Raw genomic sequence first — 17,366 nt, 5'->3', positions numbered from 1 at the left:
TCTTACTTGTCGTCTTCATCATCATAGGATTCGTCGAAATCAATGAAATCATCTTCTTCGTCCTCATCCTCTTCAACATCTACGAGTTCTTCACCTTCGAATTCCTGCTTGGTGTAGCCATGTTTGCCGAAGGATTCTTCTTCTCTGCGATGTCTGCTGTCTCCTTCGATTACGGAACGAAGATCTGTATCGCCGTAATCTACAGACTCGAGTAAATGTACTTCTGTATTATCATCTTTGAGAACTTTGACATCAAGTCCCAGAGACTGAAGTTCTTTTAACAGTACCTTGAAGGATTCCGGAATTCCCGGTTCAGGGATATTGTCACCTTTGATGATTGCTTCGTATGTCTTCACACGACCAACAACATCATCGGATTTAACGGTCAGGATCTCCTGCAGTGTATAGGAAGCACCATATGCCTCCAGAGCCCAAACCTCCATCTCACCGAAACGCTGTCCGCCGAACTGAGCTTTACCACCCAGAGGCTGCTGTGTTACGAGTGAGTAAGGACCTGTAGAACGTGCATGGATCTTATCATCAACCAGATGATGCAGTTTCAGATAATGCATGTGTCCGATTGTTACTCGACCGTCAAAGTACTCGCCGGTACGTCCGTCACGAAGCTGTACTTTACCATCTCTGGAAATCGGAACACCCTTCCACAGCTCTCTGTGATCTTTGTGCTCATCAAGGTATTCCATAACATCAGGAGCAAGTGTATCCTGATATTTTGCACGGAACTCTTCAAAATCTTCAATATTTACATAATCGTTTGCCAGTTCCAGAGTATCCTGAATATCAACTTCGCTCGCACCGTCGAATACCGGTGTTGCAACGTTGAATCCAAGAGCTTTGGCAGCAAGACTTAAGTGGATCTCAAGAACCTGACCGATGTTCATACGGGAAGGTACACCCAGAGGGTTCAGCACGATATCCAGCGGACGTCCGTTCGGCAGGAATGGCATATCTTCAACAGGGAGAACTCGTGAAACGACACCCTTGTTACCATGACGACCAGCCATCTTGTCACCAACAGAAATCTTACGTTTCTGAGCAATATAAATACGTACTGCCTGATTTACACCAGGAGACAGTTCATCACCGTTCTCTCTTGTAAATACTTTGGCATCTACGATAATACCATATTCACCATGAGGAACCTTAAGGGAAGTATCGCGGACTTCTCTTGCTTTCTCACCGAAAATAGCACGCAGAAGGCGTTCTTCTGCAGTCAGTTCTGTTTCTCCCTTAGGAGTAACTTTACCGACAAGAATATCACCGGCACGAACTTCTGCACCGATACGGATAATACCACGTTCGTCCAGATCTTTCAGAGCATCATCACCGACACCAGGAACATCTCGTGTGATCTCTTCCGGTCCGAGCTTTGTATCTCTGGCTTCTGCTTCATATTCTTCAATATGAACTGAAGTATAAACATCGTTCATTACCAGTCTTTCACTTAAGAGGACAGCATCCTCGTAGTTGTAACCTTCCCATGTCATGAAGCCGATCAGCGGATTCTTACCAAGGGCAAGTTCACCATTCGCGGTAGACGGACCATCTGCGATAACCTGTCCGGCCTCTACATGCTCACCCTGGAACACGATCGGTTTCTGGTTGTAGCAGTTGCTCTGGTTACTGCGAAGGAATTTGATCAGATGATAATCATCTTTTGTTCCATCATCGTTCTTGATTGTAATGTCTGTAGATGTGGAACGGAGAACAGTACCGGATTTCTTTGCAAGTACGCAGACACCGGAATCGACCGCTGTCTTTGTTTCCATACCGGTTCCTACTACAGGAGCTTCTGTTGTAAGAAGTGGTACTGCCTGACGCTGCATGTTGGATCCCATCAGCGCACGGTTGGCGTCGTCGTTCTGCAGGAACGGAATCAGTGCTGTAGCTACGGAGAATACCATCTTAGGAGATACGTCCATGTAGTCAAACATGCGCTTCTCATATTCCTGTGTTTCTTCACGGAAACGACCGGATACATTCTTATGAAGGAAATGTCCCTCCTCATCCAGCGGCTCATTCGCCTGTGCTACATGGTAGTTATCTTCTTCATCTGCTGTCATGTAAACAACTTCATCCGTTACGACCGGATTTGCCGGGTCTGCTTTATCTATTCTACGATATGGAGCCTCAATAAATCCATATTCGTTAATTCTTGCATAGGATGCAAGGGAGTTAATCAGACCGATGTTCGGACCTTCAGGTGTCTCGATCGGGCACATACGACCATAGTGAGAATAGTGAACGTCTCGGACCTCGAATCCGGCTCTGTCTCGTGACAGACCGCCAGGTCCCAGTGCAGAAAGACGTCTCTTATGTGTCAGTTCACCAAGAGGGTTGTTCTGATCCATAAACTGTGACAGCTGGGAAGAACCGAAGAACTCTTTCACTGCTGCAGTTACAGGTTTGATATTGATCAGGGACTGCGGAGAAACACTCTCTGTGTCCTGAGTTGTCATACGCTCACGTACGACTCTTTCCAGTCTGGAAAGACCGATGCGGTACTGGTTCTGAAGAAGTTCACCAACAGAACGGATACGACGGTTGCCCAGATGGTCGATGTCATCATCATTTCCGATTCCGTATTCCAGATGCATATTGTAGTTGATGGAAGCAAGGATGTCTTCCTTTGTGATATGCTTCGGGATAAGGTCGTGGATATCTCTCTGGACAGCAGCTTTGATATCCTCAAGATTATCATTTTCTTCCAGAATCTTTTCGAGTACAGGATAGTATACTAATTCTGTAACACCCAAGTCTTTCGGATCACAGTCAAGATCAACATGCGCAGTGATATCGACCATCATACTGGAAAGAACTTTGATCTTACGTTCTTCACCCTGAATCCATACGAATGGTACTGCTGCATTCTGAATCTTGTCAGCAAGTTCAACTGTTACGTTGGTTCCTTCTTCTGCAAGGATTTCTCCTGTAGACGGATCCACAACAGTCTCGCCGAGCTTATGTCCGACGATACGTTTGTTAAAGTGAAGTTTCTTATTAAATTTATAACGTCCAACTTTGGCAAGGTCATATCTTCTCGGATCAAAGAACATTGCCATGATAAGGCTCTCAGCGCTCTCTACTGCGAGCGGCTCGCCCGGACGGATCTTCTTATATAATTCAAGAAGACCTTCCTGATAGTTGGTAGATGTATCTTTTGCAAAACTTGCGAGGATTTTTGGCTCTTCACCAAATAATTCTACGATTTCTGCATTGGTGCCGATACCAAGGGCACGAATCAGCACAGTGATCGGAACCTTGCGGGTTCTGTCCACACGTACATAGAAGACATCATTGGAATCAGTCTCATATTCCAGCCATGCACCTCTGTTCGGAATAACAGTACTGGAAAATAATCTCTTACCAATTTTATCATGCGCAATCGCATAGTAGATACCAGGGGAACGCACCAGCTGACTGACGATAACACGCTCAGCACCGTTGATAACAAAAGTACCTGTCTCTGTCATTAACGGAAGATCTCCCATAAAGATCTCGTGTTCGTTGATTTCCTCTGTTTCTTTGTTAATCAGTCGCACGCGAACCTTCAAAGGTGCCGCGTAAGTTACGTCACGTTCTTTGCACTGTTCGATGGTATATTTTGCATCTTTTGCATCGTACGTGAAATCGATGAATTCCAGGCTGAACTTTCCGCCATAATCCGCGATCGGAGAAATATCATCAAACACTTCTTTGAGGCCCTCATCGAGAAACCACTTATAGGAATCTTTCTGGACTTCAATCAAATTCGGCATTTCCAGAACTTCTTTTTGTCTCTGGTAGCTCATGCGCATGCTTTTTCCAGTTTTTACAGAACGAATTCTGTTTTTTTCCATTGACGTTTCACCCCTGTTTTTTTATTTATTTTACAACATGATCCTGTTTACGGTTTGAGATAAACAGGCATATCCTTGCCATAATATAGCATTCTTCACTATAGCATAGCGATGTCAACCTGTCAACAACTATTTCGAAATTTTTATCTTGATTTTATCTCAAAAATGCTCCCGACATTTTTCTGTATACCGTGTAACGCAAAAACAGGGACACCATAAGGTGTCCCCGTATCGCTTCGTTCTTTAACAGAATTATTTAAGAGTGATCTTAGCGCCTTCTGCTTCAAGTTTTGTTTTGATGTCTTCAGCTTCTGCTTTGGATGCGCCTTCTTTAACAACCTTCGGAGCACCGTCAACTACTGCTTTAGCTTCTTTCAGTCCAAGACCGGTAACTTCACGAACAACTTTGATAACTTTTACTTTGTTCGGTCCAACTTCTGTAAGTTCTACGTCGAACTCATCTTTTTCTTCTGCTGCTTCTCCAGCTGCTCCAGCTGCTGCTACTACAACACCTGCTGCTGCGGATACACCGAATTCTTCTTCGCAAGCTTTTACGAGTTCATTTAATTCTAATACAGATAATTCTTTGATTGCTGCAATAAATTCTTCTGTTGTTAATTTTGCCATTTTAATTTTCCTCCATTTTTAAAATTTATTTTATTTATTATTCAGCTGCTGCTTCTGTTTCAGCTGCTCCACCATTTGCCTCTGCGATCTGATTAAGCACACGAGCAAAGTTGGTAATAGGGGACTGGATGCTTCCAAGAAGTTTTCCAAGAAGTTCTTCTCTGGACGGAACCTGAGACAGAGCCTGAATTCCAGCCTGATCATTGTATGCTCCTTCAACTACACCTGCGATGAGTTCAAGAGCCGGGAACTGTTTTGCGTATTTAGCAAGGATTCTTGCCGGTGCTGTAGCATCTGTTGCAGAAATTGCAAGAGCGTTAGTTCCTTCCAGATGCTGGCTAAGTTCTTCACAATCAGTACCTGCGAATGCACGTTTCATCATTGTGTTTTTGTAAACTTTGTACTGAACACCAGCTTCTCTTAATTCCTTACGCAGAATTGTATCCTGTTCAACTGTAAGACCACTGTAGTTAACAAGTACTACTGCCTGTGCGTCTTTAATGCTGTTTGAGATTTCTTCTACGATTGGTTGTTTCAGTTCTACTTTTGCCATAAATGGTACACCTCCTTATAGATTTATACCGCCGCGTCAAAACATAAAAAAAGCCTTACTGCATGACAGTAAGGTCTCTGTAATCTTAAATAGAATACTTAGTCCTCGGTAGGCGTTTTGATCCTTATGCCTTACGGCACCTACTGTCTTCGGCAGCGTTCTGTATTAACTTATCACATCTTTTTCTTCATGTCAACTGTTTATTCCGATTTTTTTATGATATAATATAGAAAAAATTTTTTCGGAGGACTTATGACCAATCAGACACTTTCCAACCCGGCTGCGTCCTGCTCTCTGCGCTCCATCCGACTCCGCCATGGAAACCTGAATATCAGCGCAGATCTTACAGCCGGTTCTTTTAAATATGTAAAAACTATCCTTTCCTATCAGAATAAACTGAACGAAGATGCCACTTCCTTTGATTTCCGGACAGATCTCATTGCTGATAGAAAATCCACTGTGCGCCTGCAGATTTCGCTGAACCTTAAGGATCTGCTGCTCAAAAGCCTGTACTGGCACGTATACATCATATTGGAAGATCCTGCATCCGGGGAGCTTGCAGAGATTCCTGTCCATATGGATACCCGGCAACGGCTTTTTCATAAATTCCTTTATAACGGAGCGCATCATACCGAAAACGGCTTTTCTTTCTATCCATTTTATACCGGAGATAAAACGCTGGCATTCGCCTACCGTGAGTGTACTCCATACGACAGCACTTCTCTTATTTATAAGGAAATATTTGCGGTCCTGCTCTACCGTCTCACTCGCAGCTACTGGAAAAAGCAGCATATCTGCCTTGTATGTGAAAAATTTTCTTCCATGGCACAGGATAACGGCTATTACTTTTTCAAACACTGCATGGAAAACAATGAACAGGCTTATTTAAATAAGAAGATTTTGTATATTATAGATAAAAAATCACCGGACTATCCGAAAGTCGCACCATACGGCAGAAATATTATTCCTTTTATGTCGCTCCGTCATATGTGCTGCCTTCTCGCCGCGGAGCTGATCATCAGTTCCGACTCCAAATACCATGCATATGCAACACAGTGTCGGCACAGTATTTTTAACCGCTATATAAAAAAGAAGAAATCCGTTTTTCTGCAGCACGGGGTGACTGCTCTGAAACGCGTCGATGCCTTTTATGGAAAAGGAATGCGCAGCGGATGTGATCTTTTTATCGTCACAAATACAATGGAAGAAAAAATCATCCTCGACAATTTTGGTTATGAACCGGCCGAAGTCGCCAATACCGGATTTGCACGCTGGGATGTTCTGAAAGACTGCTCTCAGGAAAGCCATAATATCCTGATTATGCCAACCTGGCGAAACTGGCTCGATTCAGTTTCAGATGAAGCATTTGAAAACAGTGACTACTTCCGAAACTATATGCAGCTTCTTAACTCCGAACGTTTCAGTGAAATTCTGGAAAAATATGACCTTCAGATTTATTTTTATCTGCACGCCAAGTTTCAGAGCCACCTTAAGACCTTCCGTATAGCAAGTAACAGGATCCATGTACTTTCATTCGGGGATACACCCGTAAACGAGATGCTGATGAAATGCCGTATGCTGATCACAGATTATTCCAGCGTCTGCTGGGATATGCTTTACCAGAACAAACCGACTCTGTTTTATCAGTTTGACCTTGATCAGTACAATGAGGCTCACGGCAGCTACATTGATATGCATAAAGATCTGTTTGGTGACCGTGCCGAAACTTCATCTGAACTGTTTGATCTCATAGAAAAAGCTGCCGAACATGACTTTGCATTAAAACCAGCCTATGCCCGACAGCGTTCGGAATATTTTCAGTTTAAGGATCAGCAGCACAGCCGACAGATCTGTAAAGCCATCAAACGTCGTTTCTGCTGACGCACCAGAGTATTTTGTCTGCCCAGCCCAGAATTCTATCTGTTATTTTTCCCGAAAGCCGTTCAAACCGAACGGCTTTTTTTATTCCCTCCAAAAAGATTGAAATCACGATGCTGCTCGCCATCAATACAAACCAGATCAGAAATGCATGTCCAAAGGAATATACAAAATTTCCAATCCATTTTGCACGGATAAAACTATGTATGTAAAATACATTCGCAGAATGTTTTCCCATGAACTGCAGGATTTCACGGATCACCGGAAGATTGATCAAAAATTCATACGACCAGCAGATCACAGACACCGGGATCAGTCCGTTCAGCACAAATTCAAAATGATTTCTGCCCCATTTACTGTACCAGAACATAAAAAGTGCACACATGACAATCGTTTCTATCGCAAACTTAAGGATTTTATTCATCCATTTGTTTCTGACAATCATAAAATCGCGGATTCTCTCCAGTACATCCTGATCTGCAAAACATACTGCAAGCGGCATCACAAACAGATATTTTGTAAGATGCACATGCTTTTCAATCAGAAAGCTTCCCGGAAGCAGAAACATAAGTACGATCAGCCAACTGTATTTCCGATAAAAACGCAGAACAAACGGAAGAAATACGATGAGAAGTACTTCCAGACTTAAATACCACCAGGTACTGATCAGCACCTGTGTGCCAAAAAGATGTCCCACACAGAAGAAATCCATGACAATACTGACCAGTGCACTTACCAGCCCCTTCGCATAACTGGATGTATCTGTCAGAAATGTCACACCCATACAGAAGAAAAAGGGAATTGTAAAGAACAGTACCAGATGCAGATATCTCTCCAGTACAAACATAGTTCCTTCCCGGCCACTGAACTCATAAGACTGATATTTCTTTTTTACAGAACGTGTAAGTCCATATACAGACAAAAAAGCAAACAGCCCAACGCACTGAACCATACAGCGGCTGATCATCATTGCCACTTCTCTGGAAAGCGGTGCAAAATCCACATACATGCCGCCCATCCTGGATTTCTTCGAAAAACAATGATAAAAAAGCAAAAAAGAAATCGCAATTCCCTTCATTGCCAGCGTATTATTTTTTGTAAATCTGCTTTTTACATTCATCTGTAGTTTCCTTTCTGATTTTCTGCCTTTCAAACTATTTTATCCCACGGCAATATCCTTTGTCAATTTTCTCCTCGTTGTTTTGCACTCTCCCCTATGTTATAATGAATGCACAATTTCACAAAACGTCCGCCAAAAGGACACTATTTTATCAAGGAGGCATTATGCTCAGCAATCAAAATTCTTCATCTAACCTGACGATCACAGGTTCTCTCGATGTTGAAATTATATCTGCCGCCGAAGGCAGAATCACTTTAAAACTGATAAACGCTCCGGTATCACCGACAGATTCTGTCCGTTTTTTACTGAAAGACACTGATACCAGAACCATCTTATATCCGGGAATCTCCAGTCTGTCTTCAGACACTTATCTTCTGGATTTTACCGCATTGCAGGAATTTTACGAATATCGTTACACAAAAACCTTCCGTCTGCTTGCAGAAATGACCACTACATCAAAAATTTCCTACTATCGCCTGCACGAAATTTCCGGTTTCACTTCTGCCCCGGCACCTCATATTTTTATCGAAGACATTTATCTGAAAGATGATGTTAAAGTACCTCCAACCGAACGTATCGTGGAGCTTGGTCTTAACCCGGAGACCGTTTCCGACCAGTCGCTTACTATCACTCTGCACAGCCGCAACCACCACGTGCAGTTATCCCACCGCTGCGAGTTAAAGGGCTTAAACATGCGCGGCGGAATTCTTCGGATTACTTTTGACCTGAACCCCGGTTCTCTCAAATACCAGAAAAGCATTTTGCGTTTTCGTAACAAGCTTCTCGAAGATGCCATTTCCTATGATTTTAAGACGGTCCGAATTAAAGAAAACGGAGAGCTTCTTCGCATAAAAATAACACTTGATCTCCACACGATTGACTGGAACGGACTTTACTGGGATGTCATGATTCAGCTTTTCGATTCCGACACCGAACGCACCAGTCTTATACAGATTCTCATCCCACCACGCCGTCGTATGTTCATGAAATTCCTGTACAATGGTTCTTTCCGCACACCGGATGATTTTTATGTCTATCCTTATTACACCGGCGGAGCCAAACTGGCGCTGATCAATCGTGCCCGCGAACAATACGATGGTTTTGATATCGTTTTGAAGGAATTTACTGCAATGTTTCTTTATAATATAGCAAAGCCTTACTGGAAAAAGAAACATATCTGCCTTGTAGACGAGAAATACTCGACCAGAGCACAGGACAACGGATATTATTTCTTCAAACACTGCATGGACCATGACGAGGAAACCTATCTCGGTCAGAAAATTTACTATGTGATCACGAAAGATTCTCCTGACTATGATATGATCCGTCCATATAAGAAAAATGTTGTACACTTTATGACAATTCGTCATATGTGTTATATCCTTGCTGCCGAACTGCTCGTAAGTACCGATGCCCGCAGTCATATTTACGCACAGAGAAGCCGCCACAGTATTTTTACCAGATATACGAAAAATCTGCCGTTCGTGTTTCTTCAGCATGGGGTTACAGCATTGAAACGTGTCGATTTCTTCTATGGCAAAGGCAAGCCGGGTAGCTGCGATCTTTTTGTTGTTACAAGTGAAAAGGAAAAGCAGATCGTAATTGATAACTTTGATTATGAACCGGATGAAGTGATCAATACCGGTTTCGCACGTTGGGATGTATTAAAAGACAAATCTCAGAATTCACATGATATTCTGGTTATGCCGACATGGAGAAGCTGGCTGGAAGGTGCTTCTGACCGCGAATTTGAAGAAAGCGACTATTTCCGGCATTATGCAGCACTGCTTAATTCTCAGCGTTTTAAAGATATTCTGGAAAAATATGATCTGCACGCAAATTTTTATCTGCACGCGATTTTCCAGACACATACGGAATCTTTCCACATTGCAGGCGACCGTATTCACCTGAAATCTTTCGGTGACACACCGGTAAATGAACTGCTGATGCAGTGCAAAATGCTGATCACGGATTATTCCAGTGTCTCCTGGGATGTCCTGTACCAGAACAAGCCGACTCTGTTTTACCAGTTTGATCTGGACAAATACAATGAAGCACATGGCAGCTACATTGACATGAAGACAGACCTCTTTGGTGACCGTGCCGAAACTCTTGATCAGCTGCTGGATTCTCTGGAAAAAACAATCCAGAATGGCTTCCGCATGGAACCAAAATATGAACAAATGCAGCAGGAATATTTCCGGTTTGAAGATCACGAACACAGCAGACATATCTGCGAAGAAATCAAAAAATGGATGAAGCGGAAATAATCGCCTTCATCCATGATCAGGAAGGTTTTTATGGAACAAACACTTCATATTAAAAACTTAAAAATAAAAAAGAAAAGGCTCATTCTGCTTCTGAGTCGTCCTGAGAAAGCCACACAGCTTCAGGCTTCAATCGTTTTTCAGAATACAGGATTTCATTTTTCACATCCTGTAGAACTGTCGATAGACGATTCATCAGAAATGGTACTAAAGATTGACGTCTCTTTTCTGGAACAAAATGACGGTGACTGGGCACTGGTTTTTCAGGACACGACTTCCGATACTGTTTACACAGCCGTTCTTGACAGCAAAGTCCGTCTTGCCCTCCTTCTCGGAAGGCACTATGTCCGTCGGGGTGATTTCGTGTATTTCCCGATGGGCGGCTCCGGTCACAGTTTCCTGCTTCGATGCCGTCACTGGCAGCCACATGACCGACTCAGTTTCCGAATAAAGGAACTGTCCGCTTTTGCTATTTATAAAATATTCGGCAAACTCCTCAAGAAACATCATATATGGCTGATTTACGAAAAATTCTGTGTCACCGCGCAGGAAAATGGTTTTTACTTTTTTGAATACTGTATGAAACAAAATGAAAAGAATGTCTACTTTATTCTGGACCGGAAATCTCCTCAGTGGAATGACATGCAGAAATACAGTAAAAACGTGATCCCTTTCCTGAGTTTTCGCCATATTCTGTATCTTTTGACTGCGGATCTGTATATTTCTCCGGACGGACGTCACCATGCCTATATCTGGAAACCGATGCCGAACCCTATCACAAGAGAGATCAATAAACAAAAACTCTATTTTCTTCAGCATGGCGTGCTGTACCTTAAAAATGTAGATAATCTTTTTGGGGTGCATTCTTCCTCGCCTGTGACATATTTTACGGCATCATCTGAATTTGAAAAAAATATCATCACACAGCATATGGAATACGAACCGTCCAAAGTCCCTGTCACCGGACTCGCACGCTGGGACAAGCTGGAAAACACCGCTGATCCGGCACATCCGTTTATATTGCTGATGCCGACATGGCGAAGCTGGCTGGAAGGCCAGAATGATGAGCTGTTTTGTCAGAGCAGTTATTATCGGCACTATACTTCCCTTCTGAATGATCAGGAGTTATTGGATTATCTGAAAGAAAAACAGATTCGGCTTGTATTTTATATTCATCCGAAGCTCAGGGAATTTATTGATAATTTCCATGCTGATAATAATCTGATCGAACTGATTTCTTTCAATTCCGTGCCTCTGAATCAGCTTCTTATGGGCTGTTCCATGATGATCACAGATTATTCAAGTGCCTGCTGGGATGCTTATTATCTGGAAAAACCGATACTTTTTTATCAGTTTGATCTGAAACAGTACAACGAAACCAACGGAAGCTATATAGATATGGAAAAAGATCTGTTCGGTGACCGTTGTACAAAGCAGAATGAGCTGGTACGTCTCATCCGCGAGTACGCCGAAAATGGTTTTCGGGAAAAAGAAACTTATACCGCAATGCGCGAAAATTTATTTGTTGCCAGAGACCATGACAACTGCAAGAGAACTTATGAATATATCAAAAGCCAGGGCTATTAAGCTCTGGCTTTTGTTGTTTCAAATCAATTCTGTCAATACTTTAATAAAGAAAATCACGATCACCACGATCATAACCGGTTTTACGATCTTGTGTCCATTAGATGTAAAACTGTGGCTTCCGAGATAATTGCCCGCCATATTGCATACCCCGGCTGCAATTCCCAATGGAAGAAGTACTTTACCATTGATCAGAAATACCACAAGGGCCGTGATATTGGTTGTCAGGTTGATCGCTTTTGTGGTTCCTGCTGCATCATTCAGTGTCATATGACAGAATCCCGTAAACAAAAGCATCAGAAATGTACCCGTTCCCGGCCCGTAAATACCGTCATATACACCGATTACGACCGCAATGATCGCGCATTTAAAAATCAGCATTCCATCAATTACGTCTGTTGTATTTTCCTCATTTCCTTTAAGCGCGTTGTTCCTCAGAACATAAAACAAAATTATCGGCAGCACGATCAGCATGGCAATCTTCAAAACGCTCTCCGAAATCAGAAGTGCCAGATGAGAACCCATCCAGGAACCGGCAATCGCACCAAAAACAGCAGGAATACAGATTCTCCACTTCATAAAGCCTTTTTTCATGTAGTAAAAAGACGATACAGAAGTCCCCATAAAACTGCTCATTTTATTTGTTGCAATTGCTGTATGTACAGGCAGCCCTGCGATCATATATGCCGGAAGCGAGATCAGTCCGCCTCCTCCGGCAATCGAATCTACAAATCCCGCCAGAAATACAAAAAAACATACTACCAGATAAACTAAAATTACATTCTCTCCCACATTCCCTGTCCTCAATTTCCTTTTGTATTTTTATTACTGTCTGTTATATTATTTGCTATTTCTTTTTCATCGCGATCAGAGTCGGGCGAAGAATCTGTACGTATTCTTCATACATTACTTCTCGCAGAAAATCTACATATTCCCAGAAAGTCAGCTCACCGTCCGGTGTAAGGATTTCAAAATCCGTATCATACACATTTACAAACAATCCTGTCTCCCTAAGTCCGTTCCGAAGATAAAAAGCCTTTCTTCTTTTGCGTTCTTCGGCATTTTCTGCTTTTTCATCCTGTGTTTCTATTTCAAAAATATATTTATGATTTTTGAACTTTTTAAGCAATGCCTCCAGTCCCATGCTTCCATATCCGGAATTTCGTTTCTCCGGTGCGATCGCATAATAATCCAGAAGCGCCCGATCCTGCTCCGCATCGATCAGATTGATTGCCAGTCCTGCGAATTCATCTTCGTCGACCATGGCAAGCATCTCCATCTTTCCATCTGCTACCAGTTTTTCCATTACATGCAGGGGCTTTTTCTCCTGTTCCGGAAATGCTTTATCATATAGATCGTAAAGCTGCCATTTATATTTTGCGCCTTCATCGGCGATATTCACAAGTTTCATTTTTCTCTCCTGTTCAGTTATTGATCATATCCGGCCATGACAGAATCTCATCGGCAATTTTTTCTTCATAATCACCCTCGATGTCCTCGCTTCTGCCAGCCTCATAGATGTTCGTTTCTGCGCCCCAGATTCCATCGCAGTACTCCCACACATGAAATTTCAGACCGCGGAACATAAAATCAAGGCTGCCGCAGCCATCCTCTTCGGTATATTCATATTTGATATTTTTTGTTTTCAGTGCATCCTGCACAATCTGCAGTCTCATATTTATCCCTCACCTTACATTTTTGTCTGCTATAAATATTATTACAAATGTTGTCTGTTTGTTTCTGTTCACAATAACATCTGTTTTTCTAGTATAACACATCTTCGACGGTTGTCTATTGTAAAAAACGCTTCGATGATTTATTATAGTAAATAGCGAAAAAATGAGGAGTGTAACCTTATGACTACAAAAATGGTTTTTCATGGAAGTGACATAGAAAAAATATGTGACTACTATCATTTAAATAAAGAAGATATCGTCAAATTTGGAGCAAACGTCAATCCGCTGGGACTCTCCGCCTCTGTAAAAAGAGCAATTGCAGAAAATGTTGATCTTTTTTCTTCCTATCCGGACAGAGATTATGTGTCTCTCAGAAATACGATCTCAGAATACTGCAGGATTCCCGCTGAATTTATTTTACCGGGCAACGGTTCCAGTGAACTGATTTCACTTCTGATTCAGGAACGTGCGCCGAAACACACCCTGATTCTCGGACCGACATATTCCGAATATTCCAGAGAACTCTCTTTCTCCGGAAGCACACAGGAATATTATCATCTGCGAGAAGAACGAAATTTCACTCTCGATGTAGAGGATTTGTGCAAAATTCTGGAAAACGGTTATGATTTCCTGATTCTCTGCAATCCGAACAACCCGACTTCCTCTGCGGTCATGCAGGAGGATCTCCGCAAACTGATCGCATTCTGTGCCGATAAAGATATTTTTGTCATGATCGATGAAACTTACGCAGAGTTCGCACCGGATGTCGAAGAAATAACTGCGATTCCTCTGACCAGAGAATTTACCAATCTCATGGTACTGCGTGGTGTTTCTAAATTTTATGCTGCACCGGGCATGCGTCTCGGTTACGGAATTACCGGAAATATGGAATTTCTTTCCAAAATGCGAGAAAAACAGACGCCATGGTCACTGAACAGTCTTGGTGCCTTTGCCGGAGAGCTGATGCTCCGTGACCACGACTACATTCAGGAAACGCGTGATCTGATTCTCGATGAGCGTGACCGCATGGAGCAGGAACTTCAAAATATCCCAACTTTTAAAGTTTATCCTGCCTATGCCAATTTTATCTTATTAAAAATCCGCCGGGACGGTCTGACTTCCGCCGATGTCTTTGAGGCCTGCATCAAAAAAGGCCTGATGATCCGCGACTGTTCTTCCTTCCAGTGTCTGGACGGTGAATTTGTCCGCTTCTGCATCATGATGCCCGACGATAATACAAAACTCTTAAACGTACTGAAGCAGCTGTGATCCAGCTGCTTCTTTTTTCATTGCATATCGAGGAGGCGCCGGGGTACGTCCGCTGGTTCAATGCTGCATATGAAGGTACTTCTCCCGGGTAGCAAGTCCGCCACGGATGTGGCGTTCTTCCTTATTGACGTCTAGAATCTTACGGGCTTCCCCCGCAAGGCCGGGATTGATTTCGCTTAGCCGGTCTGTGACATCTTTATGTACCGTACTCTTGCTTATCCCGAATTTTTTTGCTGTCTGCCGTACCGTTGCTTTCGTTTCTATTATGTAATATGCAATTTCCACTGCACGTTCTTCGATGTAATCTTTCAAAGAAAACTCCTCCGAAGGCACTGTTTTTACAGTGTATGCGGAGGAGTTTTGTGGTATGTCTTCTATGCTATTTTCGCAGGGTCTTCAGATAATCCTTCTGCTCCGGTGTGATCCGGTAGCTCTCGATTGCTTTCTGGATAGTCTTACGGTGCACCCACTCTGACAACTTACGTTCTTCCAGATATGGAATGGTGGCATCCCACTGCTTCGCAAGCGCCGTTGCAAGATACCATGCGATCATCATATTTACATAGTATTCTTCAGATTCGACATCTGCTGCCATTTTCAGATATTCCGGTCTGAAATCTTCATCCAGATAAAACGTCATCAGCATGCCGATTCCATAACGGATCGTATAAGTCTCATCTGACGCAATCCAGCTGCGGATCTCCGGAAGCAATTCATCTTTATGTTTTACAAAAATCTTTGGTGCAGGGAGGTCACAGGTTGCCCAGTTATTTACATACGGAAGAAATCTTTTCACTTCCGCAAGGCATTTTTCGTAATCTTTTATCCACGATGCAATCATTATATGCATATTGTTCTCTTCATAATATCTGTGTGGCAACTCCTGCATAAAAAGCTCTGCCTCCGGAGTCTTTGCATACTCTTTTGTAAATTTTCGAAGCTCCGGTGTGCGGATCCCGATAATCGTTTCTTTGTCGATTCCCGGAAGCAGCCTGCTGTGAAAATCCCTGTATTTCAGATCCTGCATTTCAAATAATTTCTTTTCCAGCTTTTCTCTGTACTCCATAGCCCCTCCATAGTTTACATAATATCAGATCTATTTTCATAACTGTTCACACGGCACTGTCCCGCAAGGTGTTTTGTTTCTTCAAGTACCGATGTGCAGTGCGGGCGGCGGCTTGCTTTGATACTGATCTCACTCTGACAGTAAGGACAGATTTTCGTGGTCGGTTCTGCCGGTTCCTCTTCTTTCTTTGCCTGCAACATCGGATAAAGAATATGTTGCACCGCCGGTAAGAACATTCAGGATCGGATTAATGAAATTATAGCACACCATTATTTTTGTACAATCCCTCATGTATATTTTCGGTATTTTTTATATAGCATTTAATAAAAGACTTTTGGGGTGCTTCATGTCCGATCAGAAAAAGAACGCACAACCACCTGTTGATACTGCCCTTCTGATCCTCGTTCTTGTCCTGGCTGTTTTTGGGCTGATCATCCTCTTAAGTGCCAGCGAATACAACGGCCGGGTTCGCTTCCATGACTCTGCCTATTACTTCAAAAAACAGCTTTTCGCCACCTCACTCGGTCTTGGTGCCATGTATGTAATCTCCACTATGAATTATCGCTTTTTTGTCCGGCTTGCGCCTGCCGCCTATCTGCTCTCCATGCTTCTTTCTACCGCAGTACTGCTTGTCGGACAGGAGATCAACGGTTCAAAACGCTGGCTGAATCTCGGTCCTCTTTCCTTTCAGCCTTCAGAGTTTGCCAAAGTTGCCGTCATTCTCTTTCTCACCTGGCAGATAGAATACTCTCGCAGGCGAACGGACGGCTTCTGGTTCATGTGCCGCACGATGCTGACTCTGCTCCCCATCGTAGGTCTGGTCGGTTCCAACAACTTAAGTACCGCGATCATCATTCTCGGAATCGGTGTCATTCTGATCTTCGCTTCCAGTCCACACTACATGCAGTTCGTCGCGCTCGGCAGTGCCGGCATCGGTTTTATTGCCGTCTTTCTCGCTGCAGAAAGCTACCGTCTGGAACGCCTCGCTATCTGGCGCGATCCGGAAAAATATGAAAAAGGCTTCCAGACCATTCAGGGGCTTTATGCGATTGGAAGCGGTGGGCTTTTTGGCCGTGGTCTTGGTGACAGCATACAAAAACTGGGCTTTGTCCCCGAAGCCCAGAATGATATGATTTTTTCAATTATATGTGAAGAAACAGGGCTTGCAGGTGCCATTATCCTGATTCTGGTCTTCGCCCTGCTGCTCTGGCGGCTCTGCGTGATCTCCATGCACAGTCAGGAACTTTCTGCCGCTCTGCTTACGGCCGGGATCATGGGACATCTGGCAATTCAGGTCATTCTGAACATTGCCGTTGTCACCAACACAATTCCCAACACCGGAATCACACTTCCCTTCATCAGTTACGGTGGCACTTCCATCGTCTTTCTCCTCGGAGAAATGGGGCTTGCCCTGAATGTAAGCCGTTACCGGAAATAGCAGTTTCACTATGATATCCTGCCCTCCC

The 17,366-nt window shown here is 43.2% G+C and carries 15 protein-coding genes and 1 other annotated feature; of the genes, 5 read left to right on the top strand and 10 right to left on the bottom strand.

Annotation, left to right across the window (positions count from 1 at the left end; all coding sequences use genetic code 11):
* Positions 1-2: 2 nt before the first annotated feature.
* The 3 genes from rpoB to rplJ form a co-directional block, all read right to left on the bottom strand.
* Positions 3-3,860: a DNA-directed RNA polymerase subunit beta gene (gene rpoB, locus H8Z79_RS15085; protein WP_015541729.1), complete on the bottom strand. Its 3,858-nt coding sequence runs from the start codon at positions 3,858-3,860 to the stop codon at positions 3-5.
* 252 nt (positions 3,861-4,112) lie between these two features.
* On the bottom strand, positions 4,113-4,487 hold the full coding sequence (rplL, locus tag H8Z79_RS15080; RefSeq protein ID WP_015541728.1) for a 50S ribosomal protein L7/L12: 375 nt from the start codon (positions 4,485-4,487) through the stop codon (positions 4,113-4,115).
* A 37-nt stretch (positions 4,488-4,524) separates the two neighbouring features.
* A complete protein-coding gene (rplJ, locus tag H8Z79_RS15075) occupies positions 4,525-5,040 on the bottom strand; it encodes a 50S ribosomal protein L10 (protein ID WP_015541727.1) in 516 nt (171 codons plus the stop codon).
* Between the two features lie 37 nt (positions 5,041-5,077).
* Positions 5,078-5,211 (bottom strand) — a sequence feature (ribosomal protein L10 leader region).
* A gap of 81 nt (positions 5,212-5,292) precedes the next feature.
* Here rplJ and H8Z79_RS15070 point away from each other — a divergent pair.
* The gene (locus H8Z79_RS15070) at positions 5,293-6,921 is read left to right on the top strand and encodes a CDP-glycerol glycerophosphotransferase family protein (RefSeq protein ID WP_118039261.1); all 1,629 of its coding nucleotides are present in this window, start codon (positions 5,293-5,295) and stop codon (positions 6,919-6,921) included.
* On the opposite strand, the gene H8Z79_RS15065 is transcribed toward H8Z79_RS15070, so the two are convergent.
* A complete protein-coding gene (locus tag H8Z79_RS15065; RefSeq protein ID WP_118039260.1) occupies positions 6,902-8,038 on the bottom strand; it encodes an acyltransferase family protein in 1,137 nt (378 codons plus the stop codon). The two genes, H8Z79_RS15070 and H8Z79_RS15065, sit on opposite strands and share 20 nt — an antisense overlap.
* Positions 8,039-8,202: 164 nt before the next feature.
* Between H8Z79_RS15065 and H8Z79_RS15060 the strand changes: the two genes are divergently transcribed.
* Together H8Z79_RS15060 and H8Z79_RS15055 are read left to right on the top strand one after the other, a co-directional pair.
* A complete protein-coding gene (locus H8Z79_RS15060) occupies positions 8,203-10,308 on the top strand; it encodes a CDP-glycerol glycerophosphotransferase family protein (RefSeq protein WP_118039259.1) in 2,106 nt (701 codons plus the stop codon).
* Between the two features lie 30 nt (positions 10,309-10,338).
* Positions 10,339-11,892, top strand: a complete 1,554-nt coding sequence (locus H8Z79_RS15055) for a CDP-glycerol glycerophosphotransferase family protein (RefSeq protein ID WP_187002918.1) — start codon at positions 10,339-10,341, stop codon at positions 11,890-11,892.
* Positions 11,893-11,910: 18 nt separating this feature from the next.
* Here H8Z79_RS15055 and H8Z79_RS15050 read toward each other — a convergent pair whose 3' ends face one another.
* The 3 genes from H8Z79_RS15050 to H8Z79_RS15040 are packed head-to-tail and all read right to left on the bottom strand — an operon-like array spanning position 11,911 to position 13,565.
* Positions 11,911-12,681: a sulfite exporter TauE/SafE family protein gene (locus H8Z79_RS15050; RefSeq protein ID WP_243023212.1), complete on the bottom strand. Its 771-nt coding sequence runs from the start codon at positions 12,679-12,681 to the stop codon at positions 11,911-11,913.
* Positions 12,682-12,736: 55 nt separating this feature from the next.
* Complete coding sequence (locus H8Z79_RS15045) at positions 12,737-13,300, bottom strand: GNAT family N-acetyltransferase (protein ID WP_118039257.1); 564 nt, start codon at positions 13,298-13,300, stop codon at positions 12,737-12,739.
* A 13-nt stretch (positions 13,301-13,313) separates the two neighbouring features.
* Positions 13,314-13,565: a hypothetical protein gene (locus H8Z79_RS15040; RefSeq protein ID WP_015541721.1), complete on the bottom strand. Its 252-nt coding sequence runs from the start codon at positions 13,563-13,565 to the stop codon at positions 13,314-13,316.
* Between the two features lie 180 nt (positions 13,566-13,745).
* Between H8Z79_RS15040 and H8Z79_RS15035 the strand changes: the two genes are divergently transcribed.
* Complete coding sequence (locus tag H8Z79_RS15035; RefSeq protein WP_118039256.1) at positions 13,746-14,834, top strand: pyridoxal phosphate-dependent aminotransferase; 1,089 nt, start codon at positions 13,746-13,748, stop codon at positions 14,832-14,834.
* A 57-nt stretch (positions 14,835-14,891) separates the two neighbouring features.
* Here H8Z79_RS15035 and spoIIID read toward each other — a convergent pair whose 3' ends face one another.
* From spoIIID to H8Z79_RS15020, 3 genes are all read right to left on the bottom strand, one after another.
* The gene (gene spoIIID / locus H8Z79_RS15030) at positions 14,892-15,146 is read right to left on the bottom strand and encodes a sporulation transcriptional regulator SpoIIID (protein ID WP_118039255.1); all 255 of its coding nucleotides are present in this window, start codon (positions 15,144-15,146) and stop codon (positions 14,892-14,894) included.
* 67 nt (positions 15,147-15,213) lie between these two features.
* On the bottom strand, positions 15,214-15,900 hold the full coding sequence (locus tag H8Z79_RS15025) for a DNA alkylation repair protein (RefSeq protein WP_118039254.1): 687 nt from the start codon (positions 15,898-15,900) through the stop codon (positions 15,214-15,216).
* A gap of 14 nt (positions 15,901-15,914) precedes the next feature.
* On the bottom strand, positions 15,915-16,121 hold the full coding sequence (locus H8Z79_RS15020) for a hypothetical protein (protein ID WP_147348988.1): 207 nt from the start codon (positions 16,119-16,121) through the stop codon (positions 15,915-15,917).
* 125 nt (positions 16,122-16,246) lie between these two features.
* Between H8Z79_RS15020 and H8Z79_RS15015 the strand changes: the two genes are divergently transcribed.
* A complete protein-coding gene (locus tag H8Z79_RS15015) occupies positions 16,247-17,338 on the top strand; it encodes an FtsW/RodA/SpoVE family cell cycle protein (protein WP_118039252.1) in 1,092 nt (363 codons plus the stop codon).
* The last annotated feature ends 28 nt before the right edge of the window (positions 17,339-17,366 follow it).

This window comes from Blautia intestinalis (genome assembly GCF_014297355.1).
Classification (GTDB): domain Bacteria; phylum Bacillota; class Clostridia; order Lachnospirales; family Lachnospiraceae; genus Blautia_A; species Blautia_A intestinalis.
The sequence above is the reverse complement of the archived record's forward strand: the minus strand, read 5'-3'. Positions and strand labels throughout refer to the sequence as shown.